General features: G+C 54.6%; 27 protein-coding genes and 1 tRNA gene. 19 read left to right on the top strand and 9 right to left on the bottom strand.

Going from position 1 to position 26,993, the window contains the following annotated elements; all coding sequences use genetic code 11:
- Positions 1-48 precede the first annotated feature (48 nt).
- Positions 49-849: an endonuclease/exonuclease/phosphatase family protein gene (locus MOQ06_RS13510; RefSeq protein ID WP_148420174.1), complete on the top strand. Its 801-nt coding sequence runs from the start codon at positions 49-51 to the stop codon at positions 847-849.
- Between the two features lie 76 nt (positions 850-925).
- Positions 926-1,699, top strand: a complete 774-nt coding sequence (locus MOQ06_RS13505; RefSeq protein ID WP_242173530.1) for a class I SAM-dependent methyltransferase — start codon at positions 926-928, stop codon at positions 1,697-1,699.
- Positions 1,700-1,751: 52 nt separating this feature from the next.
- On the opposite strand, the gene mltD is transcribed toward MOQ06_RS13505, so the two are convergent.
- Positions 1,752-3,116, bottom strand: coding sequence for a murein transglycosylase D (gene mltD / locus MOQ06_RS13500; protein ID WP_148420176.1), 1,365 nt, complete (start codon positions 3,114-3,116; stop codon positions 1,752-1,754).
- Positions 3,117-3,184: 68 nt separating this feature from the next.
- Positions 3,185-3,943 (bottom strand): hydroxyacylglutathione hydrolase, encoded by a 759-nt coding sequence (gloB, locus tag MOQ06_RS13495; protein ID WP_242173528.1) that lies wholly within the window; start codon positions 3,941-3,943, stop codon positions 3,185-3,187.
- Positions 3,944-3,975: 32 nt separating this feature from the next.
- Between gloB and MOQ06_RS13490 the strand changes: the two genes are divergently transcribed.
- Positions 3,976-4,692 carry a class I SAM-dependent methyltransferase gene (locus MOQ06_RS13490; RefSeq protein ID WP_148420178.1) on the top strand — a complete coding sequence of 239 codons (717 nt, stop codon included), beginning with the start codon at positions 3,976-3,978 and terminating at the stop codon, positions 4,690-4,692.
- Here the strand turns inward: MOQ06_RS13490 and rnhA are convergent, their stop codons facing one another.
- Positions 4,693-5,271, bottom strand: coding sequence for a ribonuclease HI (gene rnhA / locus MOQ06_RS13485; protein WP_176608652.1), 579 nt, complete (start codon positions 5,269-5,271; stop codon positions 4,693-4,695).
- On the opposite strand from rnhA, the gene dnaQ reads away from it, so the two are divergent.
- On the top strand, positions 5,225-5,956 hold the full coding sequence (gene dnaQ, locus MOQ06_RS13480; protein ID WP_242173526.1) for a DNA polymerase III subunit epsilon: 732 nt from the start codon (positions 5,225-5,227) through the stop codon (positions 5,954-5,956). The two genes, rnhA and dnaQ, sit on opposite strands and share 47 nt — an antisense overlap.
- A gap of 132 nt (positions 5,957-6,088) precedes the next feature.
- Positions 6,089-6,165: transfer RNA gene (locus MOQ06_RS13475), tRNA-Asp, on the top strand.
- Positions 6,166-6,265: 100 nt separating this feature from the next.
- On the opposite strand, the gene MOQ06_RS13470 is transcribed toward MOQ06_RS13475, so the two are convergent.
- Together MOQ06_RS13470 and fadE are read right to left on the bottom strand one after the other, a co-directional pair.
- Complete coding sequence (locus MOQ06_RS13470) at positions 6,266-7,036, bottom strand: amidohydrolase (protein WP_242173524.1); 771 nt, start codon at positions 7,034-7,036, stop codon at positions 6,266-6,268.
- 108 nt (positions 7,037-7,144) lie between these two features.
- Positions 7,145-9,589, bottom strand: coding sequence for an acyl-CoA dehydrogenase FadE (gene fadE / locus MOQ06_RS13465; RefSeq protein WP_242173522.1), 2,445 nt, complete (start codon positions 9,587-9,589; stop codon positions 7,145-7,147).
- 239 nt (positions 9,590-9,828) lie between these two features.
- Between fadE and lpcA the strand changes: the two genes are divergently transcribed.
- Both lpcA and MOQ06_RS13455 read left to right on the top strand, forming a co-directional pair.
- On the top strand, positions 9,829-10,407 hold the full coding sequence (gene lpcA, locus MOQ06_RS13460; protein WP_003863232.1) for a D-sedoheptulose 7-phosphate isomerase: 579 nt from the start codon (positions 9,829-9,831) through the stop codon (positions 10,405-10,407).
- A gap of 48 nt (positions 10,408-10,455) precedes the next feature.
- On the top strand, positions 10,456-11,223 hold the full coding sequence (locus MOQ06_RS13455) for a class II glutamine amidotransferase (RefSeq protein WP_148420204.1): 768 nt from the start codon (positions 10,456-10,458) through the stop codon (positions 11,221-11,223).
- On the opposite strand, the gene dpaA is transcribed toward MOQ06_RS13455, so the two are convergent.
- Positions 11,194-11,934: a peptidoglycan meso-diaminopimelic acid protein amidase gene (dpaA, locus tag MOQ06_RS13450; protein WP_148420205.1), complete on the bottom strand. Its 741-nt coding sequence runs from the start codon at positions 11,932-11,934 to the stop codon at positions 11,194-11,196. The two genes, MOQ06_RS13455 and dpaA, sit on opposite strands and share 30 nt — an antisense overlap.
- A 300-nt stretch (positions 11,935-12,234) precedes the next feature.
- On the opposite strand from dpaA, the gene MOQ06_RS13445 reads away from it, so the two are divergent.
- The 7 genes from MOQ06_RS13445 to nqrM are packed head-to-tail and all read left to right on the top strand — an operon-like array spanning position 12,235 to position 18,274.
- Positions 12,235-13,578 (top strand): Na(+)-translocating NADH-quinone reductase subunit A, encoded by a 1,344-nt coding sequence (locus tag MOQ06_RS13445; RefSeq protein ID WP_242173520.1) that lies wholly within the window; start codon positions 12,235-12,237, stop codon positions 13,576-13,578.
- A gap of 2 nt (positions 13,579-13,580) precedes the next feature.
- Positions 13,581-14,816: an NADH:ubiquinone reductase (Na(+)-transporting) subunit B gene (locus MOQ06_RS13440; RefSeq protein ID WP_242173518.1), complete on the top strand. Its 1,236-nt coding sequence runs from the start codon at positions 13,581-13,583 to the stop codon at positions 14,814-14,816.
- Positions 14,809-15,603 carry a Na(+)-translocating NADH-quinone reductase subunit C gene (locus tag MOQ06_RS13435; protein WP_148420208.1) on the top strand — a complete coding sequence of 265 codons (795 nt, stop codon included), beginning with the start codon at positions 14,809-14,811 and terminating at the stop codon, positions 15,601-15,603. Before MOQ06_RS13440 ends, MOQ06_RS13435 begins: the two co-directional genes overlap by 8 nt.
- On the top strand, positions 15,596-16,234 hold the full coding sequence (locus MOQ06_RS13430; protein WP_014882676.1) for an NADH:ubiquinone reductase (Na(+)-transporting) subunit D: 639 nt from the start codon (positions 15,596-15,598) through the stop codon (positions 16,232-16,234). The genes MOQ06_RS13435 and MOQ06_RS13430 overlap by 8 nt, the downstream gene beginning before the upstream one ends.
- Positions 16,235-16,240: 6 nt before the next feature.
- A complete protein-coding gene (nqrE, locus tag MOQ06_RS13425; RefSeq protein WP_061099102.1) occupies positions 16,241-16,837 on the top strand; it encodes an NADH:ubiquinone reductase (Na(+)-transporting) subunit E in 597 nt (198 codons plus the stop codon).
- A 10-nt stretch (positions 16,838-16,847) separates the two neighbouring features.
- The gene (nqrF, locus tag MOQ06_RS13420) at positions 16,848-18,071 is read left to right on the top strand and encodes an NADH:ubiquinone reductase (Na(+)-transporting) subunit F (RefSeq protein WP_148420209.1); all 1,224 of its coding nucleotides are present in this window, start codon (positions 16,848-16,850) and stop codon (positions 18,069-18,071) included.
- Entirely contained in the window at positions 18,071-18,274 is a 204-nt protein-coding gene (gene nqrM, locus MOQ06_RS13415; protein WP_193355733.1) for a (Na+)-NQR maturation NqrM, read from the top strand. The genes nqrF and nqrM overlap by 1 nt, the downstream gene beginning before the upstream one ends.
- 30 nt (positions 18,275-18,304) lie before the next feature.
- Here nqrM and MOQ06_RS13410 read toward each other — a convergent pair whose 3' ends face one another.
- On the bottom strand, positions 18,305-19,168 hold the full coding sequence (locus MOQ06_RS13410) for a glycerophosphodiester phosphodiesterase family protein (protein WP_242173516.1): 864 nt from the start codon (positions 19,166-19,168) through the stop codon (positions 18,305-18,307).
- A gap of 159 nt (positions 19,169-19,327) precedes the next feature.
- Between MOQ06_RS13410 and dinB the strand changes: the two genes are divergently transcribed.
- Positions 19,328-20,386, top strand: a complete 1,059-nt coding sequence (dinB, locus tag MOQ06_RS13405; RefSeq protein WP_242173514.1) for a DNA polymerase IV — start codon at positions 19,328-19,330, stop codon at positions 20,384-20,386.
- 50 nt (positions 20,387-20,436) lie between these two features.
- On the opposite strand, the gene pepD is transcribed toward dinB, so the two are convergent.
- Entirely contained in the window at positions 20,437-21,894 is a 1,458-nt protein-coding gene (gene pepD / locus MOQ06_RS13400) for a cytosol nonspecific dipeptidase (RefSeq protein ID WP_193355710.1), read from the bottom strand.
- 257 nt (positions 21,895-22,151) lie between these two features.
- On the opposite strand from pepD, the gene gpt reads away from it, so the two are divergent.
- From gpt to crl, 3 genes are all read left to right on the top strand, one after another.
- A complete protein-coding gene (gene gpt, locus MOQ06_RS13395; protein WP_003863205.1) occupies positions 22,152-22,610 on the top strand; it encodes a xanthine phosphoribosyltransferase in 459 nt (152 codons plus the stop codon).
- Positions 22,611-22,714: 104 nt separating this feature from the next.
- Positions 22,715-23,959 carry an esterase FrsA gene (gene frsA, locus MOQ06_RS13390; protein WP_242173512.1) on the top strand — a complete coding sequence of 415 codons (1,245 nt, stop codon included), beginning with the start codon at positions 22,715-22,717 and terminating at the stop codon, positions 23,957-23,959.
- A gap of 56 nt (positions 23,960-24,015) precedes the next feature.
- Positions 24,016-24,417, top strand: coding sequence for a sigma factor-binding protein Crl (gene crl, locus MOQ06_RS13385; protein WP_148420213.1), 402 nt, complete (start codon positions 24,016-24,018; stop codon positions 24,415-24,417).
- A gap of 107 nt (positions 24,418-24,524) precedes the next feature.
- Here crl and phoE read toward each other — a convergent pair whose 3' ends face one another.
- Positions 24,525-25,577, bottom strand: coding sequence for a phosphoporin PhoE (gene phoE, locus MOQ06_RS13380; RefSeq protein ID WP_242173510.1), 1,053 nt, complete (start codon positions 25,575-25,577; stop codon positions 24,525-24,527).
- Between the two features lie 304 nt (positions 25,578-25,881).
- Between phoE and proB the strand changes: the two genes are divergently transcribed.
- Positions 25,882-26,985: a glutamate 5-kinase gene (gene proB / locus MOQ06_RS13375; protein WP_242173508.1), complete on the top strand. Its 1,104-nt coding sequence runs from the start codon at positions 25,882-25,884 to the stop codon at positions 26,983-26,985.
- The last annotated feature ends 8 nt before the right edge of the window (positions 26,986-26,993 follow it).

Raw genomic sequence — 26,993 nt, 5'->3', positions numbered from 1 at the left:
CCAGTCCGTTTTCCGGGCTGGTTCAAGTTATAGAGGTCGTTTCCAAAAGTGCGAAAAAATACCTATGCCATGCGTTATGTTGCCGGAATGCCAGCGGAGAGGATCTTGCCTCCGGGGTCTTTTGCGAGCCTTGGCCAGGCATTGCCGGCGGGGACACCCTTAAGCAGTGACGATAAAATTCGCGTGCTGGTGTGGAATATTTTCAAACAACAGCGCGCGGAGTGGTTATCCGTACTCAAGAATTTTGGCAAAGATGCGCATCTTGTTTTGTTGCAGGAGGCGCAAACCACGCCTGAACTGGTAAGGTTTGCAACAACTAACTATCTTGCAGCCGATCAGGTGCCTGCTTTTGTCCTGCCACAGCATCCCTCTGGCGTGATGACCCTTTCAGCCGCGCATCCGGTCTACTGCTGCCCGTTGCGTGAGCGTGAGCCCATCCTTCGCCTGGCAAAATCGGCGCTGGTCACGGTCTATCCGTTGCCGGATACCCGTCTGCTGATGGTGGTTAACATCCATGCGGTGAACTTCAGCCTGGGTGTTGATGTGTATAGTAAGCAGTTACTTCCTATTGGCGATCAGATAGCTCACCACAGTGGGCCGATCATTATGGCCGGTGACTTCAATGCCTGGAGCAGGCCGCGTATGAACGCGCTGTACCGCTTTGCGCGTGAAATGTCGCTGCGTGAAGTGCGTTTTAGCGATGACCAGCGCAAGAAAGCGTTTGGCCGTCCTCTTGATTTCGTCTTCTATCGTGGTTTGAGCGTACACGATGCGTCCGTTCTGGTGACGCGTGCCTCCGATCATAATCCGCTACTAGTAGAATTCAGTCCCGGCAAACCTGATAAATAATGGTGCGTCAGGTCTGCCGTGGGGCAGGCCTGCGCGGGTGCTGCCCTTAATTTTTTTAACCCAAAAGGACAGCACAATGACAACAACACACTCCCATCATGACAACGTCGAAAAACAGTTCGGCTCTCAGGCAAAGGCGTATCTGAGCAGCGCTGTGCATGCTTCTGGCCGCGATCTGCTGCGCCTCGGCGAACGTCTTGCCGCCTTCCCTGACGCGCACGTGCTGGACTTAGGCTGCGGAGCGGGGCACGCCAGTTTTACCGCCGCACAGCACGTTGCGCGGGTAACGGCCTATGACTTATCGAGCCAGATGCTGGACGTTGTTGCTGAGGCGGCGAAAGCGAAAGGGCTGAATAACGTTACGACGCGGCAGGGCTATGCTGAATCTTTGCCCTTCAGGGATGCATCGTTCGAGGTTGCGATCAGCCGTTACTCTGCACACCACTGGCATGATGTCGGCCAGGCGTTGCGGGAAGTGAAGCGGGTGCTCAAGCCGGGCGGGATTTTCATTATCATGGACGTGATGTCGCCGGGTCATCCGGTACGGAACATCTGGCTGCAGACGGTTGAAGCGCTGCGCGATACGTCGCACGTGCAAAATTACTCCAGCGGCGAGTGGCTGACGTTCATTACCGAAGCCGGTTTACTTTCACGATCGTTGATTACAGACCGTTTGCCGCTGGAGTATGGCTCGTGGATAGCGCGCATGCGGACACCGGAAGCGCTGAGTCAGGCGATCCGTTTGTATCAGGAGAGCGCTTCTGCTGACGTGAAGGCATATTTTGAGCTGAAGGATGATGGTTCGTTCACCAGCGACACCATTATGGCCGAGGCGCAAAAGGCGGGATAAACAAAAAAGGCACCGAGGGGAATCGGTGCCTTTTATCTAAATTATCGTACTGTCAGGAATCTGGCGTGGCGCTGTTTTTCACAAACAGCGTCAGCTGGTCGCCAGGCTGCAGGTTGTCGGTACCGTTGTTCCAGCGCATCACATCTTTGATGTTTACGCCGTGACGTTTAGCGATACTGGACAGCGAGTCGCCTTTACGCACGCGATAGGTAATGCTATCGCTGTTTTTAGCGAGGCGCTGTGCGCTGGTACCTGCACCTACGGTCAGCGTTTGACCCACTTTCAGACCGGACCCGCGCAAATTATTCCACTGCTGCAGATCTTTCGTATTCACGCCAAGACGTGAAGCAATCCCTGAAAGCGTATCGCCTGACCGAACCTTATAGCTGCGGCTGCTTACCGGCGACGTGTCAGCGATCAGCGTGGACTGAACGGCTGCAATTTCACCCGAAGCTAAAGACTCACGTAACTGCTCTGCATGTTTCTGCGGAACCATCACATAGCGTGGGCCACTTGCGCCCAGCGTAGAGCCTTTAACGCCTGCATTAAAGGTTTTAAGCTTACTTACCGACATACCCGTCATATCGGCAACCTGTTGAATATCAACCGGGCTGCTGAGGCGGACACGCGCCAGTGCACGACTTTCGTCTGGTGTTGGCAGTTGTACACCGTAACGTTTGCTGTTCTTGAGAATGTCGCTCAATGCCAGCATTTTCGGTACGTAAATCTTTGTTTCCCGTGGCAGTGAGAGCGACCAGAAGTCTGTGGATTTACCACGCGCTTTATTCGCTTTCATTGCCTTCAGTACGCGACCTTCACCACTATTATACGCTGCGACAGTTAATAACCAGTCGCCATCAAACATCTTGTTCAGACGTTGCATCATGTCGAGAGCGGCTGTCGTTGAAGCGACAACATCACGACGTGCATCGTAGTTGCGGGTCTGCTTTAAACCATAATTGCGCCCTGTGCTCGGAATGATCTGCCAAATGCCAGCTGCATTGGCGCCAGACGTCGCGTGCGGGTCAAAAGCGCTCTCCACTATGGGTAGTAGTACCAGTTCCATAGGCATGTTACGTTTCTTAACTTGCCCGGCTATCCAGTACATATACGGCTCTGCCCGTAATGTTACATCGTGGAGATAGCTCTTATTTCTCAAATACTTCTGTTTCTGTTCGCGAATCCGGCTGTTTTCCGGAATTCCCATCTTTAGCTCGTCGCCAATGGAGGCCCACAAGTCTTGTTCCTGCGCGAAAGTTGTCCCATCGTCCAACCATCGCGCCTGACTCGTAAACTTCCCTGCTTCCCCTTGACCAGCTGCAGAAAGGCTCTGTGCGTGCTGTTGTACGTTGCTGCCGTTTTGTGACTGGCAACCTACAAGCAGGACAGAGGCGAGTAATATCGCTTTTGCCTTCATGTGTGTGTCAATAGTTGCTTAAAAGACGAGCGATGATAACGGCGAAATTTTGAAAAGGCAACCCGCAATTATCTGAAGTTATCTTTCTTTGACCTTAACCATGCAAAACGCGCTTCTGGTTGTAACAAATTTGTTTCTTGGTTAATTTTATTAATTAAATCAACATCATCAGTTCTTAAAAATAAATTTATTTGCCGCTCATTTTTCAGAATTACGGGTAGTGTGCTTTGGTTTTTTGCACGTAACTCCTTCACTTTCAGGTAATAATCCTGAATCATGCGATCCTTAGGTAAGATGCTCACGGCAAACTTCATATTTCCTAATGTATACTCATGTGCGCAACAAATGACGGTATCAGCAGGCAGTGCATTAATTTTTTGTAAAGATTGATACATTTGTTCTGGAGTGCCTTCAAAAAGCCTTCCGCAGCCGCCGGAAAACAGCGTGTCACCGCAAAACAGATAAGGTTTACTGTAGAAACAGAGATGTCCAGAAGTGTGACCTGGTGTGGCAAATACGGAAAACTCCCACCCGAGAATGAGGACACTTTCGCCTTCTTCGACTACTTGCGTTGTACCCTTATCCTGTGTCTCTGCCGGCCCGTATACGGCAAGATGTGGAAAGCGAGCAAGCAGATCGGGAACACCGCCCACGTGATCGTTGTGGTGATGGGTGAGAAGAATCGCTTCCGGTTGCCAGCCGTTTTCTTTTATAGCGTGCAGGATCGGAGCGGATTCGCCTGGATCAACAATGATGCATCTGCGATCGTCGTCGACTAAAACCCAGATGTAATTGTCCTGAAAGGCGGAAATACTGATAAGATTCATGCATTACCTCTTATTGCGTGGCGGGTGTTTTGATGAAACCGGCAAGGATACCTCAGACTGTCGCACCACCGGAACGTTGGGCAGAGTTGCCCTGGGGTGAATACTATCGCGAGGCGCTAGAACAACAGCTTAAACCCTGGCTCGCGAAAATGTATGGTTTTCACCTGCTTAAGATTGGCAATCTCAGCGCGGAAATCAATACCGAAAGCTGCGCTATCTCGCATCAGGTTAACGTGTCGCTGAGTGGCTCCCCGGTTCAGGTTAAAGCGAATCCACTGCATTTACCGTTTGCTGAAAAATCCATTGATGCCTGTCTGCTCGCCCACACTCTGCCCTGGTGCAGCGATCCTCATCGCCTGCTGAGGGAGGCTGACCGCGTTTTGATTGACGACGGCTGGCTGATCCTGAGCGGTTTTAATCCGCTGAGTCTGATGGGGCTACGCAAACTGACGCCCGTGCTGCGCCGCAGGCCGCCGTATAACAGCCGGATGTTTACCATGATGCGCCAGCTGGACTGGCTTTCACTGCTGAACTTTGAGGTGCTGAGCTACGGTGGTTTTCAGGTCATACCCTGGACGCGAAAAGGCGGCGTTTTACTCAGCACCCATTTACCCGCGCTGGGCTGCATGCAATTTATTGTGGCACGTAAGAGGACAATCCCCCTTACGCTTAACCCAATGAAGCAAAGCAAATCGAAAACCCGGATCCGCCAGGCCGTGGGGGCCACGCGGCAGTACAAAAAACCGTGATCAGGATTCAGGTTGATAACCTGCGTCCTCATGGGTCGGGTTTGATGCCGCCGCGCGAGCCAGCTCGTCACAGCGTTCGTTCTCGGGATGCCCGGCGTGCCCCTTTACCCACTCCCATTTGATCTCGTGCTGGCCCAGGGCGGCATCAAGGCGCTTCCAGAGATCGACATTCTTAACCGGCTTTTTATCCGCCGTTTTCCAGCCGCGTTTTTTCCAGTTGTGGATCCACTGGGTAATGCCCTGGCGGACATACTGGCTGTCGGTACTCAGCACCACGTCGCAATGTTCTTTTAAGGCTTCCAGCGCCACGATGGCCGCCATCAGCTCCATGCGGTTGTTGGTGGTGAGAAAATAGCCTTCACTAAAAGTTTTTTCATGCTGACGGTAGCGCATAATGGCGCCATAGCCGCCCGGCCCTGGGTTACCGAGACAAGATCCATCGGTGAAAATTTCTACCTGTTTACGCATCTCTGGTAGACTTCCTGTATTTGAAACGTTCAGTAAAACGATAAGTCTGACATAAATGACCGCTATGAGCACTGCAATTACTCGCCAGATCGTTCTCGATACCGAAACCACCGGTATGAACCAGATTGGCGCACACTATGAAGGGCACAAGATCATTGAGATTGGTGCCGTTGAAGTGGTGAACCGCCGTCTGACGGGCAATAACTTCCACGTTTACCTCAAACCCGATCGGCTGGTGGACCCGGAAGCGTTTGGCGTTCACGGTATTGCCGATGAGTTTTTGCTCGATAAGCCAACCTTTGCCGACGTCGCGGATGAATTTCTCGACTACATCAGAGGCGCGGAGCTTGTCATTCATAACGCGTCGTTCGATATCGGCTTTATGGACTATGAGTTCAGCAAGCTGAACCGTGATATTCCAAAGACCAATACGTTCTGTAAAGTCACCGATAGCCTGGCGCTGGCAAGGAAGATGTTCCCCGGCAAGCGTAACAGCCTTGATGCCCTGTGTTCGCGCTATGAAATAGACAACACCAAGCGAACGCTGCACGGCGCATTGCTCGATGCCCAGATCCTGGCTGATGTTTACCTGACCATGACCGGCGGTCAGACGTCGATGAAATTCAGCATGGAAAACGAATCTCAGCAGGCGCGTGACGAAGGCGGCATTCAGCGCATTGTGCGTCAGGCGAACCGCTTACGGGTCGTTTTAGCCAGTGATGAAGAGTTGATGAATCACGAGGCTCGTCTTGATTTGGTGCAGAAGAAGGGCGGGAGCTGTCTGTGGCGCGCCTGAAAAGGTGCCGAAACGTTTGTTAATTCATCGTTTGGGTGATTTTTGCAGCAAACGATTCAAAAGTTAAGAAAAAGCGTTGACGAGTTCAGAGGCAAACCGTAATATTCGCCTCGTTCCCCACACGGGAACAGTGGAGCGGTAGTTCAGTCGGTTAGAATACCTGCCTGTCACGCAGGGGGTCGCGGGTTCGAGTCCCGTCCGTTCCGCCACTATTCAGGCCCACGTTACTTGTAACGTGGGCCTTTTTCTTTTCTGCTTTTCACGGACGTTACGCGAGACAACATGCCAGCGTAACGTCGGGAATTGTACTTATCCGATCGTGAATGGATCGGCATCCTGCCAGGCCGGAAACTTCTCGCGATATTCCGTTAGCGCAGTTAACGAAAGCTCGGCGTCAATTCGCGTGGCCTGATGCGGCTCGGCTGTAGCAATAATTTCTCCCTGCGGGCTTATTACCCGGCTGTCGCCGCGATAATGGTGTCCGTTACCATCCGTGCCTACGCGGTTACATCCCACAATATAAGCCTGGTTTTCAATTGCCCGCGCCGTTAATAACGCCTGCCAGTGAAGTGAACGTGGCGCAGGCCAGTTGGCGACATACAGCGCCAGGTCGTAATCGTTGCGGTTGCGGGACCAGACGGGGAAGCGCAGGTCATAACAGACCAGCGGCAAAATACGCCAGCCGCGCCATTCAAACACCACGCGTTCGTTGCCGGCTACATAATGTTGATGCTCATCCGCCATGCGGAACAGGTGGCGCTTATCGTAGAAATGCACCTTTCCCTCTGGCTCGACCAGCAGGAAGCGGTTAACCGGCCCGCGTTCGGTCTGGAGGGCGACGCTACCGGCAATCAGCGCGTTTGTCTCCTGCGCTTTGGCGTGCATCCAGGCCACAACCTCGTCCTGCGGCATCGACTGTTTTGCAGCCTCCATCGCAAAACCCGTGGTGAACATCTCCGGCAGGACAATCACATCGCGACCGGTAATCTCTTCGAACTGGCGATCGAAATGGCGAAGGTTGGCTGGACCGTCCATCCAAACTAAAGGCTGCTGCAAAACAGAAATCTTCAAACCAGGCACGATACCGACTCCTTAAAAGATCGCTTTTTGACACTGTAGCACGTCATTACGAGAAAATGTGGCAATAAAAAACCCCGCACGGAGCGGGGTTGATGGACGCTGAACGTCTTATGCGGCTTCAGGTTTGCGGTGTTTCTCCGGCAGCTTTACCGGCTGTGTCGCCAGCTCTTCCGGTTCGAAATCATCCACGTTAATACTGCGCAGACGGCTCTCTTCGGCTTTCACCAGGAGTGCGGCTTCGCTGTTGTCGATGATGCCGCCCGCCAGGGCCTGTTTTGCCAGCTCGTCCAGGCGGGTGAACGGCAGGTTTTTACCCAGCTGTTTGCAGATCTTCTGGTGAATCGGGTCGGCGGCCATCACGTCCAGCAGCGCCTCTTCCAGCAGGCCGACAGGGTTATGCGGGGTAGGGGCCAGATACTGTCCGCGGCCAATACGGGAGCGGGTTGCGCTCGGAACCTGGAGGATCTTCGCCACTTTATGATCCAGCTTGTCAGACGGCGCCAGGTAATGACGACCGGTCGGGAAGATCGCCACGCGCAGGGCACCTGCCACAAAGCGGTTCGGGAAGTTCGCCAGCAGGTCGTCAATCGCCTGTTCTGCCTGATACAGCGCATCCTGTACACCCCAGTGCACCAGCGGCAGATCCGCTTCCTGACGGCCTTCGTCGTCGTAGCGTTTCAGAACCGCAGAGGCCAGGAAGATCTGGCTCAGCACGTCGCCCAGACGGGCAGAGATGCGCTCACGACGCTTCAGGCTTCCGCCAAGAACGGCCATCGAGACGTCAGACAGCAGGGCCAGGTTAGCGCTCAGGCGGTTCAGATGCTGGTAATAACGTTTAGTCGCATCGCTGGTCGGCGTCGCGCTGGTGAGGCCGCGCGTCAGGCCGAGCCAGAAGCTGCGCACTTCATTGCTGCCCACGTGACCGATATGTTTGAACAGCAGCTTGTCGAAGGCATCCACGTCGTTATTCTGCGCGGCTGCCATCTCTTCCAGCACGTACGGATGGCAGCGAATGGCGCCCTGACCGAAGATCATCATGCTGCGGGTCAGGATGTTTGCCCCTTCAACGGTGATGGCAATCGGAGCGCCCTGATAGCCGCGCGCCAGGAAGTTGCCTTCGCCGAGCATAATGCCTTTACCGCCTGCGATATCCATTGCGTCAATGATCGACTGCTGCGCGCGGTGGGTACAGTGATACTTCACGATAGCGGACAGCACGGCCGGTTTTTCACCCAGCATAATGCCGTAGGTGATGAGCGAGGCTGCGGCATCCATCACGTAAGCGTTACCCGCGATACGCGCCAGCGGCTCTTCAATACCTTCCATCTTGCCGATGGAGATTTTGAACTGACGGCGGATATGGGCGTAAGCACCAATCCCCATTGCCACCGATTTCAGCCCGCCGGTTGAGTTCGACGGCAGGGTAATGCCACGGCCCACCGACAGACATTCCACCAGCATGCGCCAACCCTGACCGGCCATCTTCGGACCACCGATGATGTAGTCAATCGGCACAAAGATATCCTGACCGCGGGTTGGACCGTTCTGGAACGGCACGTTCAGCGGGAAGTGGCGACGACCAATCTCCACGCCCGGGGTAGAGGTTGGGATCAGCGCACAGGTGATGCCCAGATCTTCTTCACCGCCCAGCAGTTTTTCCGGGTCGGAGAGCTTAAATGCCAGACCCAGCACGGTGGCTATAGGCGCCAGAGTGATATAACGCTTGTTCCAGGTCAGGCGCATGCCCAGCACCTGCTGGCCCTGCCACTCGCCCATGCAGACCACGCCGGTATCCGGGATCGCGCCCGCATCGGAGCCCGCTTCCGGACTGGTCAGCGCGAAGCATGGAATTTCCTGACCGCGCGCCAGACGCGGCAGGTAGTGATCTTTCTGCTCTTCCGTTCCGTAGTGCTGCAGCAGTTCGCCCGGGCCTAAGGAGTTCGGCACGCCGACGGTAATCGCCAGGATCCCGGAAACGCCCGCCAGCTTTTGTAGCACGCGGGCCTGAGCGTAAGCGGAGAATTCAAGACCGCCGTACTCTTTCTTAATGATCATCGCGAAGAAGCGATGCTCTTTCAGGTATGCCCACAGCTCCGGCGGCAGGTCGGCCATTTCATGGGTAATAGCAAAGTCGTTCGCCATGCGGCACGCTTCTTCTACCGGACCGTCAATAAATGCCTGCTCTTCGGCGGTCAGGCGCGGCTGCGGATAGTTGTGCAGCTTTTTCCAGTCCGGGTTACCCTGGAACAGATCGCCTTCCCACCAGGTGGTACCGGCATCAATCGCCTCTTTCTCCGTACGGGACATCGGCGGCATCACTTTACGGAAGCCCTTAAAGACCGGCGCGGAGATCATCGACTTACGCATCGGCGTCAGGTTGAACGGCAGCAAAATAATGGCCAGCGGGACGAGGACCCAGATGTTCCACAGGCCAGCGACGCCAAGCGCGGCCGTCCAGGCCAGAAGAATAAGGCTACTCAGTAATAAGCTGACGCGGTGATAGAACAACACGCCGAGCAGAATAACGGTTGCGATAATGCTCAAAATCATCATAAAGAAAAGCTCCCTTGCTTGTAGGAGGTCTGACCACTTGTGATGATATGGTTGTAGTTGATGTCATTTCCTTTAGCAATGTGTTTACAAAATAATTACAACCTGGTTCACATTGTTCGCGTTTTAGCCGGCACAAAAAAGCAAAACGCCGGACGATTCGCATGGCTTTAGCTTCTCGCTTTTACCGCTATCCGGTACACTCCACTGTGTTATTTCATCAATACTGAAGGATTATCCTCATGTACCAGGATCTTATTCGTAACGAACTGAACGAAGCGGCGGAAACGCTGGCGAACTTTCTGAAAGATGATGCCAACATTCACGCTATTCAGCGCGCGGCGGTCCTGCTGGCCGACAGCTTTAAAGCCGGTGGTAAAGTGCTCTCCTGCGGTAACGGCGGCTCCCACTGCGACGCCATGCACTTCGCAGAAGAGCTGACCGGACGCTATCGTGAAAACCGCCCAGGCTACCCGGCGATTGCGATTTCTGACGTAAGCCACATCTCCTGCGTGGGCAACGACTTCGGTTACGACCACATCTTCTCCCGCTACGTTGAGGCGGTAGGCCGTGAAGGTGACGTGCTGCTGGGTATTTCGACGTCCGGTAACTCTGCGAACGTGATCAAAGCCATTGCGGCAGCGCGTGAAAAAGGGATGAAAGTGATCACCCTGACCGGTAAAGATGGCGGTAAGATGGACGGTACGGCGGACATTGAAATCCGTGTTCCGCATTTTGGTTATGCTGACCGCGTTCAGGAAATTCACATCAAAGTGATCCACATCCTGATCCAGCTGATCGAAAAAGAGATGGTTAAGTAAGACTTCGCTGGGGGGCACCGGTGCCCCCCGCTGTTGTGGAGGTGAGATATGTGCGAACTGCTCGGGATGAGCGCCAATGTGCCAACCGATATTTGCTTTAGCTTCACCGGGCTGGTTCAGCGCGGTGGGGGAACCGGGCCGCATAAAGACGGCTGGGGAATCACCTTCTACGAGGGCAAAGGGTGTCGCACGTTCAAAGATCCACAACCCAGCTTTAACTCACCCATTGCTAAACTGGTGCAGGACTACCCCATAAAATCCTGTTCGGTAATTGCCCACATTCGGCAGGCAAACCGTGGGGAAGTCGCGCTGGAAAATACCCATCCGTTTACCCGCGAGCTATGGGGCCGTAACTGGACCTATGCGCATAACGGACAGCTTACGGGCTATAAATCGCTGGAAACCGGCAATTTTCGTCCTGTTGGCGAAACCGACAGTGAAAAAGCGTTCTGCTGGCTGCTGCACAAGCTGACCGAGCGTTATCCCCGCACGCCCGGCAACATGACCGCCGTTTTTAAATACATCGCGTCACTGGCGTCTGAGCTACGCGAGAAGGGCGTCTTCAATATGCTGCTGTCTGACGGGCGCTATGTAATGGCGTTTTGTTCCACCAACCTGTTCTGGATCACCCGTCGCGCACCGTTTGGCGTCGCCACGTTGCTCGATCAGGATGTGGAAATTGATTTTCAGAAGGAGACCACACCGAACGATGTGGTCACCGTCATTGCAACGCAGCCGCTGACGGGCAACGAAACCTGGCAAAAGATCATGCCAGGCGAGTGGGTGCTATTTTGCCTCGGGGACCGCGTAATTTGACGCCAGCTGCGGCTGGACTACTTCATGGCTAAGCGGCTTGCTCACCACGTAACGGCCATTGACGATGGATACCACCGGCGGCTTGTGGGTCTGCTCAAAGTAGTCATAGCCCGGTTTTAGCTGTTGCCAGAAATCCTTGTAAACCGAGTATTTATGGCGCGCCATGTTCGCATCCGTCATACGGAACGGGTAGATGCTGACCTGAACATTCGGCTGGCCGAAGACCAGCGCGCCCGTGACAAACTGGAAAATCTCATCAATGCCGGAATCCGTCATCGCATAACAGCCGACAGACACGCAGGCACCGTGGATCATCAGGTATTTACCTTCGTAACCGTGAGCACGGTCAAAGGCATTGGGGAAGCCAATGTTAATCGCTTTATAGAAGCGGCTGTCCGGTTTTAGCTGGTTACGCTGAACGTTGTAAAACCCTTCCGGACTTTTGAAGTCGCCCTGACGCTGTTTTGGCCCCAGCCCGCCAGAGTAGTTACAGATTTTGTAGCTATCGAGCAGCTGATACGTCTCGCCCATTTTGACAAACAGCTCGAGTGTGCGCTCTTCCTTGAAGATTTGAATATAAACCGGGGATCCCATCAACTGCTGTTTATACTCTTTGCTGACCGGCGTCGTTGAACTATTGCTGCCAAGCAGCCCGGCAAACGACATGCACGGTATCAGAAGCATCGCAATGAACAATGCGATTTTACGCATACTACTGGTTCCTTGATAAAACAATGACCAACTTGCCAGAACGGCAAAAGACACCCGAAATCAGACTAATCTGGACAGGAGCGCTCACATTAGCACCGATGGAGATTTTCGCAAGAGCCAACCTTTGAGTTTACAAATTAGTTTTACGTTATAGCCCATTCACTCTGACCTGACTCCAGGAACTTTGCGCATTAGCTCGCAATTCGGCGCGCCGGACGGCGGATTTACTGCCCTTGCAGGGGCCCAAAATGGTACACTCCGGCCACTCTGGATTGTTGTTCATGGATACCTGCTAACCACATGTTTAGAATCAGAAAAGGACTCGATCTGCCCATCTCTGGCGTGCCTGAACAGCACGTAACGCCGGGCGCCAGCATTCACCACGTCGCTATTTTGGGCGATGACTACGTGGGGATGCGCCCGGCGATGCTGGTGCAGGAAGGCGATCGCGTAATAAAAGGACAGGCGCTATTCGAGGATAAAAAAAATCCCGGCGTCATGTTTACAGCCCCTGCCAGCGGCACCGTCGCTGCCATCCATCGCGGTGAGCGCCGCGTCCTGCAATCGGTTGTTATTCAAATTGAAGGTGACGAGAAACGCGAATTTGCGCATTACGACGAGGCCGATCTCGCTACCCTCAGTCGCGAAGCGGTGCAGGCTCAACTGCTGGAGTCGGGGCTGTGGACGGCGTTTCGTACGCGTCCCTTCAGCAAAACTCCCGTGCCCGGCACCGTGCCGGCGGCTATTTTCGTTACGGCCATCGACACCAATCCGCTCAGCGCGGACCCGCAGCCTCTCATTCTGGCCGAACGAAAAGCTTTCGATGCCGGTCTCACCGTTTTAACGCGCCTGACGCCGGGTAAAGTGCATGTCTGCCAGGCCAGCGGCGGTAAGCTGGGCGGGCACCCGCAAGGGCAGGTCGCCTTTAATGAATTTGCCGGGCCTCATCCGGCGGGACTGGTGGGCACGCATATCCATTTCCTGGAGCCGGTGAGCCTGACGAAACAGGTCTGGCACCTCAATTATCAGGACGTGATTGCTATCGGTAAGCTGTTCACCACGGGCGAACTGCATGCTGAACGCATTGTCGCTATTGGCGGCCCTCAGGCAACCCAACCGCGTCTGGTTCGTACTCTGCTTGGGGCGGACATTACTGCGCTGCTGGCTGGCGAAACAAAAGAGGGTGAAAACCGCATTATCTCCGGCTCGGTGCTGAGCGGCAGACACGCAACAGGCCCGATGGCCTGGCTGGGACGTTTCCATCTTCAGGTAAGCGTGGTGCTGGAAGGGCGCGAGAAAGAGCTGTTTGGCTGGGTGCTGCCGGGCGCAGAAAAATACTCCGTGACCCGCACCACGCTCGGCCACTTCCTGCGTCATAAGCTGTTTAACTTCTCCACCAGCACAAACGGCGGGGAGCGCGCCATGGTTCCGATTGGCAACTACGAGCGCGTGATGCCGCTGGATATTCTGCCAACCGTGCTGCTGCGCGATCTCCTTGCCGGCGATACCGACAGCGCGCAGGCGCTGGGTTGTCTTGAGCTGGACGAAGAAGATCTGGCGCTGTGTACCTATGTGTGTCCGGGTAAATACGAATATGGACCCGTATTGCGCGAGGTGTTAACCCGCATTGAGCAGGAAGGATAATCATGGGATTAAAACACCTCTTTGAAAAAATAGAGCCGCATTTTACCGAGGGTAAACTGAAGAAGTACTACCCGCTGTATGAAGCGACATCGACCATTTTCTACACGCCGGGTCTGGTAACCAAAGGCGCGGCGCACGTTCGCGATGCCATCGACCTGAAGCGCATGATGATTCTGGTGTGGTTCGCGGTCTTCCCGGCGATGTTCTGGGGCATGTACAACGTCGGGTTGCAGACTATTCCGGCGCTGCATCACATGTACGATGCAGAGCAGCTGGCGCAGGTGATCCAGTCTGACTGGCACTATCGTCTGGCGCGGACGCTGGGCGTGAGCTTTGCGGCAGATGCCGGCTGGATCAGCATGATGACGCTGGGCGCCGTCTTCTTCCTGCCAATCTATATGACCGTCTTTATCGTGGGCGGTTTCTGGGAAGTGCTGTTCGCCATCATCCGCAAACACGAGATCAACGAGGGCTTCTTCGTCACCTCTATTCTGTTTGCGCTGATTGTTCCGCCAACGCTGCCGCTCTGGCAGGCGGCGATGGGGATTAGCTTTGGCGTGGTCATTGCTAAAGAGATCTTCGGCGGAACCGGACGTAACTTCCTTAACCCCGCGCTGGCGGGGCGCGCGTTCCTGTTCTTTGCATACCCGGCGCAAATCTCTGGCGACCTGGTATGGACGGCGGCAGACGGGTTTTCGGGCGCTACGCCACTTTCACAGTGGGCGGCAGGCGGCGGCGAAACGCTGATCAACAATGCCACCGGCCAGCCTGTGACCTGGTTCGACGCGTTTCTTGGCAACATCCCGGGCTCCATTGGTGAAGTGTCTACCCTGATGATCCTGATCGGCGGGGCCATCATCCTCTTTGGCCGCGTGGCGTCCTGGCGCATCGTCGCTGGCGTCATGCTTGGGATGGTGCTCACCGCCACGCTGTTCAATCTTATCGGTTCAGAAACTAACCCGATGTTCTCCATGCCGTGGTACTGGCACCTTGTGCTGGGGGGCTTTGCGTTCGGCATGATGTTTATGGCCACCGATCCCGTCTCTGCCTCGTTTACCGACAGGGGGAAATGGTGTTATGGGGCGCTCATTGGGGTGATGTGTGTACTGATTCGCGTGGTCAACCCGGCCTATCCGGAAGGGATGATGTTGGCCATTCTGTTTGCCAATCTGTTTGCGCCGCTGTTCGACTATCTGGTCGTGCGCGCCAACATTAAGCGGAGGAAGGCGCGTGGCTGAGATCAAAAATAACGACAGCATCAGCAAAACGCTGCTGGTGGTGCTGGTACTGTGCCTGGTCTGTTCCGTTATCGTGGCCGGTTCTGCCGTAGGGTTAAAACCGCTGCAGCAGGAGCAACGTGCGCTGGACAAACAGCGCAACATCCTGGCCGTGGCCGGGCTGATGCAGGACGGCATGACGAAGGATGACGTCGCGGCCGTGTTTGCTGAACGCATTACCGCGCGGCTGGTGGATTTGAAAACCGGTGAGCTGATGGATAAAGACCCGGCGAAATATAACCAGGCGCTGGCGCTAAAAGATCCGCAGATGAGCACCATGCTTGACGCCTCGCAGGATCCGGCAGGAATTAAGCGCCGCAGCAACATCGCGGAGATCTACCTGGTGCGTGACGAGCAAAAACGCGTGCAGGAAGTAGTTTTGCCCATCTACGGCAACGGCTTGTGGTCAATGATGTACGCCTTTGTGGCACTGGATACCGATGGCCGCACGGTCAAAGGCATCACCTATTACGATCAGGGCGAAACGCCGGGGCTGGGTGGCGAAGTTGAGAACCCTAACTGGCGTGCCCAGTTTGTCGGTAAAAAAGTGCTCGATGACAACGGTCAGCCTGCGCTGAAGGTGGTGAAAGGGGGCGCGCGTCCCGGTGATGAATTTGCCGTTGACGGTCTTTCCGGCGCCACGCTCACCTCAAACGGCGTGCAGCACAGTTTTGATTTCTGGATGGGTGAACTGGGCTTTGGTCCCTTCCTGAAAAATGTACGTGAAGGAGCGCTAAACAATGGCTGATACGGGTGAACTGAAAGAAGTTAAAAAGGTGCTGATTGGCCCACTCTTAGCCAATAACCCCATAACGCTCCAGGTGCTGGGCGTGTGCTCCGCCCTGGCGGTAACGACCAAGCTGGAAACGGCGGTGGTGATGACGCTGGCGGTAACGCTGGTGACGGCATTCTCCAGCATGTTTATCTCAATGATCCGCCACCACATTCCCAACAGCGTGAGGATCATCGTGCAGATGGCGATCATCGCCTCGCTGGTGATCGTGGTCGATCAGCTGCTGCGGGCCTTTGCTTATGAAACCTCGAAGCAGCTTTCGGTGTTTGTCGGCCTGATTATCACCAACTGCATCGTGATGGGGCGTGCAGAAGCCTACGCCATGAAAATGCCGCCGCTGGCGAGTTTTATGGACGGCATCGGCAATGGCCTGGGTTACGGCGTGATCCTGCTGACGGTTGGTTTCCTGCGCGAGCTTATTGGCAGCGGCAAGCTGTTTGGCATTACGGTGCTGGACACGGTACAGAACGGCGGCTGGTATCTGCCGAACGGCCTGTTCCTGCTGGCCCCAAGCGCATTTTTCATTATCGGTTTGCTGATCTGGCTGATTCGCACGTTGAAGCCTGAACAGCAGGAAAAGGAGTAACCGACGATGGCTCATTACCTGAGTTTATTTGTGCGCGCGGTGTTTGTTGAAAACATGGCGCTCGCCTTCTTCCTGGGCATGTGTACGTTCCTTGCTGTTTCTAAAAAGGTATCGACGGCGTTTGGTCTGGGCGTGGCGGTTACCGTTGTGCTGGGGCTTTCCGTTCCGATCAACAACCTGGTGTTTAACTTCGTGCTGCGGGACAGCGCGCTGGTGGAGGGCGTTGATCTCAGCTTCCTGAACTTCATCACCTTTATCGGGGTGATTGCGGCGCTGGTGCAGATCCTTGAGATGATCCTCGATAAGTATTTCCCGTCGCTGTACAACGCGCTGGGGATCTTCCTGCCGCTTATCGCCGTGAACTGCGCTATTTTTGGCGGCGTCTCGTTTATGGTTCAGCGCGATTACAACTTCAGTGAATCGGTTGTGTATGGTTTCGGCTCCGGTATCGGCTGGATGCTGGCGATCGTCACCATGGCGGGGATCCGTGAAAAAATGAAATATGCCAACGTGCCAGCGGGATTACGTGGCTTAGGGATCACCTTTATCACCACCGGCCTGATGGCGTTGGGCTTTATGTCCTTCTCCGGTGTGCAGCTATAAGGGCTAACAGATGGAAATTATTCTTGGCGTGGTGATGTTCACGCTGATAGTACTGGTGCTGTCAGGGCTGATTCTGGCGGCGCGTGCGAAGCTGGTCAATTCCGGGGATGTGGTCATTGATATCAATGACGACCCGCAGAATCAGATCCGTACGCCGGCAGGGGATAAGCTGCTGAATACGCTCTCCGGCAACGGGATCTTTGTCTCGTCGGCCTGCGGTGGCGGCGGCTCCTGCGGGCAGTGCCGCGTGACGGTGAAAGAGGGCGGCGGTGATATTCTGCCAACGGAACTGTCGCATATCACGAAGCGTGAAGCGAAAGCGGGCTGCCGTCTGGCGTGCCAGGTCGCGGTGCGTCAGAACATGAAGATTGAGCTGCCGGAAGAGATCTTCGGCGTTAAAAAATGGGAGTGCGAGGTTATCTCTAACGATAACAAAGCTACCTTCATTAAAGAGCTCAAGCTGCGCGTTCCTGAAGGGGAGAGCGTCCCGTTCCGTGCGGGCGGGTATATCCAGATTGATTGCCCGGCGCACACCGTGGCGTATGCGGACTTCGACGTGCCCGAGGAGTATCGGGCCGACTGGGATAAATTTAATCTCTTCCGCTTTGTCTCCGAAGTAAAAGAGCCCGCGCTTCGCGCCTATTCCATGGCGAACTATCCGGAAGAGAAGGGCATCATTATGCTCAACGTGCGTATCGCTACGCCGCCGCCTAACGTGCCAAACGCACCGCCGGGCGTGATGTCGTCGTATATCTGGTCTCTTAAGCCAGGCGATAAAGTGACCATCTCCGGCCCGTTCGGGGAATTCTTCGCCAAAGATACCGATGCGGAAATGGTCTTTATCGGCGGCGGTGCCGGGATGGCGCCGATGCGTTCGCATATCTTTGACCAGCTTAAGCGTCTTGGCAGCAAGCGTAAGATAAGCTTCTGGTACGGTGCGCGCTCGCTGCGCGAAATGTTCTATGACGATGAGTTCGAACAGCTGGCGCGCGATAACCCTAACTTTACCTTCCACGTGGCGCTTTCCGATCCGCAGCCTGAAGATAACTGGACCGGCTATACGGGCTTCATCCACAACGTGCTGTATGAAAACTACCTCAAACAGCATCCGGCACCGGAAGACTGCGAGTTCTATATGTGTGGTCCGCCAATGATGAACGCCGCCGTGATTAAGATGCTCAAAGATCTTGGCGTGGAAGATGAGAACATCATGCTTGATGATTTCGGAGGCTGATTGTGCTGACCTTTCTGGCGACCTTTGCGGTGTTTGTGCTGGTGATTTTTGGCATGTCTTTAGGCTGGATCATCAAGCGTAAAAGCATTCAGGGCAGCTGCGGCGGCATCTCTTCCATTGGAATGGAGAAGGTGTGCGACTGCCCGGAACCGTGCGATGCGCGGAAAAAACGGCTGGCTCGGGACCAGCAGAGGATCATCTAGAAAAAGGCCGCTTCTTGCGGCCTTTATTCGTTATTTTACCCAGCTTTTGGCGCTGGCTGGCGAGTCCACCAGCACGCCTTCGGCACCTAATGCCCTGGCCTTCTGATAATCCTCACTGGTGTTCACGCCGATGAAAATTAAATGGGCATTGCCCTGCGAGCGGAAACAGTCAACGGCCTCTTTGTCCCACGTTAATGTTGCCGGGGAAACACCTTCGCCCAGGGTGAATTTTTCAACTACCTCTACTTTGCGGTTTAACTCAAGCCCGTACCAGTAATCGTCCATTTTTTGCGAAGGAGGCAGACATTCGTGGCTTAACGAAACGGTGGCCAGTCGCGTGCGGGTCTCGCTGCGCGTGACAAAGCGAGGAATGTCGGCAGGGAGTGCTTCCATATAGCGATCTTCGGTTGAATAGACGCGAACGCGATTCAGGCTGTTGGTCTCCTTCAGTACGTTAAGCAGTTTGTTGCCCATCGTCGCCGGATCGGCGTCCGGCGATTTGATATCAATGAAAAACCGCGCGTCCGGCCAGGTCGTTAGTACCGACTTCAGCGTCGGTATCGACGCGTTCAGCAGGCTTTCCGGCAGGCCCTTATCTTTCCACTTAACGCTGGCATCCGCCTTTGCCAGCTCTTCAGCGGTAAACTGTGACACTTTTCCCTGCAAGCTGGTTAACGCTTTCAGGTCAGCCGGTCGATAGAGCACCGGTACGCCATCCCGACTAAGCTGCACGGTTATCCAGACGATATCTGCTTTGTTTTCGAGCGCGAGCTTAATCGCAGGCAGGGTGTTTTCAGGTGCATCCGCGGTGCCTCCCCGGTGTGCAACGATCTCAGGATTAGCGGATGCCGCGCTTGCCAGAAACAGTAACGAAACCGAAAGTATTTTCCTCATGAATGATATCTCTCCATTTACTTTGATAAGCTTATGAATATAAAGGTTTTATTTCGATCCTTTGTATCATGTATTTATGACAACTGAGAGAAAGGAAAATAGCTGACGCATTTTTTGCCTTTTGTTATACTGTATATAAATACATGTGTGGTGTAATCAATGCGCAAAATAATCCATGTCGATATGGACTGTTTTTTTGCCGCAGTGGAGATGCGTGACAACCCCGCGCTGCGGGACATCCCTATCGCCATTGGCGGCAGTCGTGTCCAGCGCGGTGTGATCAGCACCGCGAACTATCCTGCACGCAAATTTGGCGTGCGCAGCGCCATGCCGACGGCGATGGCGCTAAAACTGTGTCCGCACCTTACCCTTTTGCCCGGTCGTTTTGACGCGTACAAAGAAGCGTCGAGCCATATTCGGGAGATCTTCTCCCGCTATACCTCCCTGATTGAACCGTTATCGCTGGATGAAGCCTATCTGGACGTCACCGACAGCGTGCACTGCCACGGCTCTGCCACCCTGATGGCGCAGGAGATCCGCCAGACCATCTTCACCGAGCTGAACCTGACGGCGTCGGCCGGCGTCGCGCCGGTAAAATTCCTCGCCAAAATCGCTTCCGATTTAAACAAGCCCAACGGCCAGTACGTCATCACCCCGGAAGAGGTTCCGGGGTTTTTAAAAACGCTGCCGCTCAGTAAAATTCCCGGCGTCGGTAAAGTTTCCGCTGCGAAGCTGGAAAATATGGGATTACGCACCTGCGAAGACGTACAGCGAAGCGATCTGGCGATGCTGCTTAAGCGCTTTGGTAAGTTTGGCCGCGTGCTGTGGGAGCGCAGCCAGGGCATTGACGATCGTGATGTGAACAGCGAACGGCTGCGTAAATCCGTCGGGGTTGAACGCACGCTGAGCGAAGATATCCACGACTGGTCGGAATGCGAAACCATTATCACGGAACAGCTCTATCCGGAACTGGAACGACGCCTTATCAAGGTGAAGCCGGATTTACTGATTGCCCGGCAGGGCATCAAGCTGAAATTTAATGACTTTCAGCAGACGACGCAGGAGCACGTCTGGCCGCGTCTGAACAAAGAGGATCTTATTGCGACGGCAAAAAAGGCGTGGGAAGAGCGTCGGGCCGGGCGAGGAGTAAGGCTGGTGGGGCTGCATGTCACGCTGCTGGATCCCCAGCTGGAACGTCAGCTGGTGCTGGGACTGTAGGCGCAACGTTGTCCGCCCTCTCCTCGTGGGAGAGGGCGGGGGTGAGGGTGTTACTTCGCAGGAATGGCTTTCAGCAGTTCAGTCAGCAGCGTCCAGTAATGGCCGACGCTTTCAATGTGAACCTGCTCATCCGGCGAGTGCGGACCGGTGATGGTTGGCCCAATGGAAACCATATCCATATCCGGATACGGTTTCTTGAACAGACCGCATTCCAGGCCCGCGTGAATAACCTGAATGTTTGGCGTGCTGTTGAACAGACGCTGGTAAGTTTCGCGCACCAGCGCCATCACCGGGGAACTTGCATCCGGCTGCCAGCCCGGGTAGCTGCCTTTCGCAGACGTTTTTGCGCCCGCCAGGGTACCCAGAGATTCCAGCATGCTCACAACGTATTCTTTACCGCTGTCGATCAGGGAACGGATCAGGCAGATGATCTCTGCGCTGTCGTCGCCCATGGTCACAACGCCCACGTTCAGTGAGGTTTCCACCACGCCTTTCGCGACGTCAGAGTTACGGATCACGCCGTTTGGCGTTGCGTTAAGCAGCTGGACGAAAGCGTCACGGGACGGCACGGTCAGCGCGGCTTTATCCGTCGTTACGGACTCCAGCACCACCGTCAGGTTTTTCTCTTTCGCAGACAGTTCGTTTTTCAGGATATCCAGGTACACGCTGGAAAGCTTTTTCAGCTCATCCGCTTTCGCCGCAGGTACCGCTACGGTCGCAAAGGCTTCGCGTGGAATGGCGTTACGCAGGGTACCGCCGTTGAAGTCCACCAGGCGCAGATCCAGTTCAGCCGCATGGCCAGCCAGGAAACGTGCCAGCAGTTTGTTGGCGTTACCGAGGCCCAGGTGAATATCACCACCGGAGTGACCGCCCTTCAGCCCTTTCAGCGTCAGCTTAAAGGTCTCGAAGCCAGCAGGGATCGCTTCGCGGCTCAGCGGCAGGGTCGAAATAAAATCAATCCCGCCCGCGCAGCCCATGTAGATCTCACCTTCTTCTTCGGAGTCGGTGTTGATCAGAATGTCTGCCTGCAGCCAGTTCGCCTGCAGACCGAACGCACCGTCCATGCCCGCTTCTTCGGTCATGGTCAGCAGCACTTCCAGCGGACCATGTTCAACGCCGTCATCGGCCAGCACCGCCAGCGCAGAAGCCATACCAATGCCGTTATCCGCACCCAGCGTGGTGCCGCGCGCTTTAACCCATTCGCCGTCGATATACGGCTGGATTGGGTCTTTAGTGAAGTCGTGAACGGTGTCGTTGTTTTTCTGTGGAACCATGTCCAGGTGCGCCTGCAGAACCACCGGCTTGCGGTTTTCCATACCCGCGGTGGCAGGTTTGCGGATCAGAATGTTGCCAACCTGGTCGCGCTCAGCGTGCAGACCTTTTTCCTTCGCCCAGCCCATAATATGTTCGGCAAGCTGTTCTTCGTGATAGGAAGGGTGCGGAATAGAGCAGATTTTGGCAAAAATATCCCACAGCGGCTGTGGAGATAATTGAGACAGTTCAGACACGATAGGTCTCCTTGTCGATGCGCTGCAAAACAGTGTTGCAGGTCACAGGGTTAGCAGGTTAATAGTTACCACAAGACAGGCTTGCGAGATGCAACTGAGAATACCACTTTCTCCCGTGGCTGGTAGCATAAAGCATGTAAAAACTCAGGCTCGGGGCGCTTAACACTGGTTTTTAGTGCGTCAGATCTCTATAATCTCGCGCAATCTGGTTCACCCTCATTTTTTAAGCCGTATATAAACAGGCTGGGACACTTCACATGAGCGAAAAATACGTCGTCACCTGGGACATGTTGCAGATTCACGCACGCAAACTGGCTGCGCGTCTGATGCCTTCCGAACAGTGGAAAGGCATTATTGCCGTCAGCCGTGGCGGTCTGGTACCGGGGGCGCTGCTGGCTCGTGAGCTGGGTATCCGTCATGTCGATACCGTTTGTATCTCCAGCTATGACCACGACAACCAGCGTGAGCTGAAGGTGCTGAAACGTGCGGAAGGCGACGGTGAAGGCTTTATCGTGATTGACGATCTTGTGGATACCGGCGGTACCGCGGTGGCTATCCGCGAAATGTATCCAAAAGCGCACTTCGTGACTATCTTCGCAAAACCAGCGGGTCGCCCACTGGTTGACGATTACGTGATTGATATCCCGCAGGATACCTGGATTGAGCAGCCGTGGGACATGGGCGTGGTCTTTGTACCGCCTATCTCTGGCCGTTAATTTCAGTACGTAACTTTACACGCCCGGTTATGCCGGGCGTTGTTCTTTTTGCCCTGCCACGCGCTACAATGGTCTCCCTATGACGTATCCATGGAGGCAACGCAATGGCGCAGGCGAATCTCACCGAAACTCTCTTCAAACCCCGTTTCAAGCACCCTGAAACGTCGACGCTGGTGCGTCGGTTTAATCCGGGGACCATGCCTGCTGTACAGTCAGCGTTAGATGGTAAAAACGTGCCCCACTGGTATCGCATGATTAACCGCCTGATGTGGATCTGGCGCGGTATCGACCCGCGCGAAATCCTCGACGTGCAGGCGCGTATCGTGATGAGCGAGACCGAGCGTACCGACAGCGATCTCTACGATACGGTGGTGGGCTACCGCGGCGGGAACTGGATCTACGAATGGTCGAAGCAGGCCATGCTCTGGCAGCAAAAAGCCAGCCAGGAAGAGGATGCCACGCTCAGCGGCAAGCACTGGCTGCATGCGGCGAACCTGTACAGCATTGCCGCTTACCCGCATCTCAAGGGCGACGAGCTGGCGGAGCAGGCGCAGGCGCTGGCAAACCGGGCTTATGAAGAGGCCGCGCAGCGGCTGCCGGGCCGGATGCGTGAGATTGAGTTTGCGGTTCCCGGCGGCAGCCCGGTGACAGGCTTTCTGCATATGCCTGAAAGTGAAGGCCCGTTCCCGACGGTCCTGATGTGCGGCGGCCTGGACTCATTGCAAATCGACTATTACAGCCTGTATGAGCGCTACTTTGCACCAAACGGGATCGCCATGCTGACGCTCGATATGCCTTCGATTGGCTTCTCTTCCAAATGGAAACTGACACAGGATTCCAGCCTGCTGCACCAGCATGCATTAAAAGCGCTGGAAAATATTCCCTGGGTTGATCACACCCGGGTAGGGGCATTCGGCTTCCGCTTCGGGGCTAACGTTGCGGTACGGCTGGCTTACCTTGAATCTTCACGCCTGAAGGCGGTCGCCTGCCTTGGCCCGGTAGTGCATGCACTGTTAAGCGATCCGGCGCGCCAGGGCAGCGTTCCGGAGATGTATCTGGACGTGCTGGCGAGCCGACTTGGCATGCATGATGCTTCAGACGAAGCGTTGCGCGTGGAACTCAATCGCTATTCCTTAAAAACGCAGGGTTTACTGGGGCGTCGCTGTCCAACCCCGATGATGTCCGGTTTCTGGAAGAACGATCCCTTTAGCCCGGAAGAGGAGTCGCGCTTAATCACCTCGTCATCTGCGGATGGTAAATTGCTCGAAGTGCCGTTCAGCCCCGTGTACCAGAATTTTGACAAAGCGCTGAAAGAGATTACACGCTGGATCACGCAGAGATTGTGTTAAAAGTTTGCTAAATTTCGTTGGTTTGGTAAAACAGTGCTTCACAAAAGGAGATCGTAATGACGTTACCGAGTGGACACCCGAAAAGTAGACTGATTAAGAAGTTCATGGCTCTTGGCCCGTATATTCGTGAAGAGCAGTGTGAAGAGAATCGCTTTTTTTTCGACTGCCTGGCTGTTTGCGTCAACGTGAAGCCTGCACCCGAAAAACGTGAGTTCTGGGGCTGGTGGATGGAAATGGAAGCACAGGAAAACCGTTTCACCTATAGCTACCAGTTTGGCCTGTTTAATAAAGACGGGTACTGGGAAGCGACGAGCATTAAAGATCGGGAAGTGATTGACCGTCTGGAACACACGCTTAAAGAGTTTCACGACAAGGCAAGCGCGTTGCTGGCCACTCTGGATCTCAAGTTCGAACCAGCGGATGACTTTTCCAGCGAAGCGGTAAAACTGAGCGCCTGATGGTCTTCTCCCTCTCCCAAACGCAGAGGGCGGGGTGAGGGTAACAGACCGCATTAATCCCCGTAATAAAAAAACCGGCATTAAGCCGGTTTTTTTATTTCGCATGATCAGAACTGATAGGTCATGCCCAGCGCAACGATATCATCGCTGCTTACGCCCAGTTTATTATCGTCGTCGATCTGGTTGATTTTATAATCAACAAACGCGGACATATTTTTGTTGAAATAATACGTCGCGCCCACGTCGATGTATTTCACGATATCTTCGTCACCGATGCCCTCGATATCCTTACCTTTTGACTGCACATAGCCCAGAGACGGGCGCAGACCAAAGTCAAACTGGTACTGTGCGACCACTTCGAAGTTTTGCGCTTTATTGGCAAAGCCGCCGGAGATTGGCGCCATATTGCGTGTTTCAGAATAGATAGTGGCCAGATAAATATCGTTGGCATCATATTTCAGACCGGTTGCCCAGCCTTCTGCTTTTTTACCTTCACCGCGCGTCTGCAGGTTCTGTTCGTTGGTGCGGTTAGAGCTGGCGTACGCACCAATTACAGAAAAATCGCTACCGCCGAAGTCATAGCCCAGAGAGGTACCGAAGCCGTCACCGTTCTGCTTTTTCACGTCGCGGTTTTCATTTTTGCCCTGGTACTGCAGGGTCATATCAAGGCCGTCAACCAGGCCAAAGAAGTCAGTATTGCGGTACGTGGCCAGACCGGAGGCACGCTTCGTCATGAAGTTATCGGTCTGCGCCAGGCCGTCACCGCCGAACTCAGGGAACATATCGGTATATGCCGCGACGTCATACAGCGCGCCCAGGTTACGGCCGTAATCGAAAGAGCCAAAATCTTTCAGCTTAATACCGGCAAACGCCAGGCGCGTCTTTTGAGAAGAGTCGCTTTCTGCTTTGTTGCCCGCGAACTCGGCTTCCCAACGACCATAGCCCGTCAGCCGATCGTTAATCTGGGTTTCGCCTTTAAAACCAAAACGAACGTAAGTCTGGTCACCGTCTTTAGCGTCATCATCACTGAGGTAGTGCATTGCTTTTACTTTGCCGTACACGTCCAGTTTATTACCATTTTTATTATAAACTTCTGCTGCGTGAACGGATGCGGAAGCAACTACGCCCATTACCACTAATGCCAGAGTGCTCTTTTTCATTTTCAATCCTGATATTTTAAAACGCGCTAATATTCGCTGAGCAATAAGATTCAACTTACTGCCCCGTGAAAAACAGGAAGGGTTTTATCGTCCGCGGGTGAAACTTTTATGACAAAGTAAGAATATGTCTAAAAAAGTATGTTTTAATTTTTCGGTAATAAAATTGTCAAAATCTGCCGCTACGCTTCCTGATCCTGCGCAACAAAGTGATTTCTGATGTGCTAAGGCAGTTGGCAACGGGGCTGACACCTGTTAAAACGTCTGACTGACATCATTTTCCCTTATTGTTGAACGGCAGAGAATCATGAGTGACAGCCAGACGCTGGTGGTAAAACTCGGTACCAGTGTGTTAACAGGCGGATCGCGCCGCCTAAATCGCGCCCATATTGTTGAGCTTGTACGTCAGTGCGCTCAGTTGCATGCCGCAGGGCATCGCATTGTGATTGTGACGTCCGGGGCGATTGCCGCCGGGCGTGAACACCTGGGCTACCCCGAACTCCCCGCGACGATTGCCTCCAAACAGCTGCTGGCCGCCGTGGGACAAAGCCGACTCATTCAACTCTGGGAACAGCTGTTCTCCATCTACGGCATTCACGTTGGGCAGATGCTGCTGACGCGCGCGGACATGGAGGACAGAGAGCGCTTCCTGAACGCACGCGACACGCTGCGCGCGCTGCTGGACAACAATATTGTTCCGGTCATCAACGAAAACGACGCCGTTGCCACCGCTGAAATCAAAGTGGGCGATAACGATAACCTCTCTGCGCTGGCCGCGATCCTGGCGGGGGCCGATAAGCTCCTGCTCCTGACCGATCAGCAGGGGCTGTTTACCGCTGACCCGCGTTCTAATCCGCAGGCTGAACTTATCAAAGACGTTTATGGCATTGATGACGCGCTACGCGCCATCGCCGGTGACAGCGTTTCTGGCCTGGGAACCGGCGGGATGGGCACCAAGCTGCAGGCCGCTGACGTGGCGTGCCGGGCCGGTATCGACACCATCATTGCCGCAGGCAGCCGCCCTGGCGTAATTGGCGATGTGATGGAGGGCATCTCTGTGGGCACGCGTTTCCACGCGCAGGCATCCCCGCTGGAAAACCGTAAGCGCTGGATCTTCGGCGCGCCGCCGGCGGGAGAACTTACCGTGGACGAAGGCGCTACCGCCGCAATTCTGGAAAGGGGAAGCTCATTACTTCCAAAAGGAATTAAAAGCGTGACAGGTAACTTCTCCCGTGGTGAAGTGATCCGCATCCGTAACCTTGAAGGTCGCGACATCGCCCACGGCGTGAGTCGCTATAACAGCGACGCGCTGCGCCGGATTGCGGGCCATCATTCACAGCAGATTGACGCCATCCTCGGCTATGAATATGGCCCGGTTGCCGTACATCGCGATGACATGATTATTCGTTAAGGAGCCAG

This window comes from Enterobacter sp. I4 (assembly GCF_022669095.1).
In the GTDB taxonomy this organism is placed as follows: Bacteria; Pseudomonadota; Gammaproteobacteria; order Enterobacterales; family Enterobacteriaceae; genus Enterobacter; species Enterobacter pasteurii.
The sequence above is the reverse complement of the archived record's forward strand: the minus strand, read 5'-3'. Positions and strand labels throughout refer to the sequence as shown.

Bases quoted from the DNA above. Each gene is read 5' to 3' on its own strand.
- nqrE (WP_061099102.1), top strand. From the start codon at position 16,241: ATGGCTCATTACCTGAGTTTATTTGTGCGCGCGGTGTTTGTTGAAAAC.
- frsA (WP_242173512.1), top strand. From the start codon at position 22,715: ATGGCGCAGGCGAATCTCACCGAAACTCTCTTCAAACCCCGTTTCAAG.
- MOQ06_RS13430 (WP_014882676.1), top strand. From the start codon at position 15,596: ATGGCTGATACGGGTGAACTGAAAGAAGTTAAAAAGGTGCTGATTGGC.
- lpcA (WP_003863232.1), top strand. From the start codon at position 9,829: ATGTACCAGGATCTTATTCGTAACGAACTGAACGAAGCGGCGGAAACG.
- proB (WP_242173508.1), top strand. From the start codon at position 25,882: ATGAGTGACAGCCAGACGCTGGTGGTAAAACTCGGTACCAGTGTGTTA.
- fadE (WP_242173522.1), bottom strand. From the start codon at position 9,589: ATGATGATTTTGAGCATTATCGCAACCGTTATTCTGCTCGGCGTGTTG.
- MOQ06_RS13440 (WP_242173518.1), top strand. From the start codon at position 13,581: ATGGGATTAAAACACCTCTTTGAAAAAATAGAGCCGCATTTTACCGAG.
- crl (WP_148420213.1), top strand. From the start codon at position 24,016: ATGACGTTACCGAGTGGACACCCGAAAAGTAGACTGATTAAGAAGTTC.
- MOQ06_RS13490 (WP_148420178.1), top strand. From the start codon at position 3,976: ATGAAACCGGCAAGGATACCTCAGACTGTCGCACCACCGGAACGTTGG.
- mltD (WP_148420176.1), bottom strand. From the start codon at position 3,116: ATGAAGGCAAAAGCGATATTACTCGCCTCTGTCCTGCTTGTAGGTTGC.
- MOQ06_RS13445 (WP_242173520.1), top strand. From the start codon at position 12,235: ATGTTTAGAATCAGAAAAGGACTCGATCTGCCCATCTCTGGCGTGCCT.
- MOQ06_RS13455 (WP_148420204.1), top strand. From the start codon at position 10,456: ATGTGCGAACTGCTCGGGATGAGCGCCAATGTGCCAACCGATATTTGC.
- gloB (WP_242173528.1), bottom strand. From the start codon at position 3,943: ATGAATCTTATCAGTATTTCCGCCTTTCAGGACAATTACATCTGGGTT.
- MOQ06_RS13505 (WP_242173530.1), top strand. From the start codon at position 926: ATGACAACAACACACTCCCATCATGACAACGTCGAAAAACAGTTCGGC.
- dnaQ (WP_242173526.1), top strand. From the start codon at position 5,225: ATGAGCACTGCAATTACTCGCCAGATCGTTCTCGATACCGAAACCACC.
- dpaA (WP_148420205.1), bottom strand. From the start codon at position 11,934: ATGCGTAAAATCGCATTGTTCATTGCGATGCTTCTGATACCGTGCATG.
- phoE (WP_242173510.1), bottom strand. From the start codon at position 25,577: ATGAAAAAGAGCACTCTGGCATTAGTGGTAATGGGCGTAGTTGCTTCC.
- gpt (WP_003863205.1), top strand. From the start codon at position 22,152: ATGAGCGAAAAATACGTCGTCACCTGGGACATGTTGCAGATTCACGCA.
- MOQ06_RS13410 (WP_242173516.1), bottom strand. From the start codon at position 19,168: ATGAGGAAAATACTTTCGGTTTCGTTACTGTTTCTGGCAAGCGCGGCA.
- nqrF (WP_148420209.1), top strand. From the start codon at position 16,848: ATGGAAATTATTCTTGGCGTGGTGATGTTCACGCTGATAGTACTGGTG.
- dinB (WP_242173514.1), top strand. From the start codon at position 19,328: ATGCGCAAAATAATCCATGTCGATATGGACTGTTTTTTTGCCGCAGTG.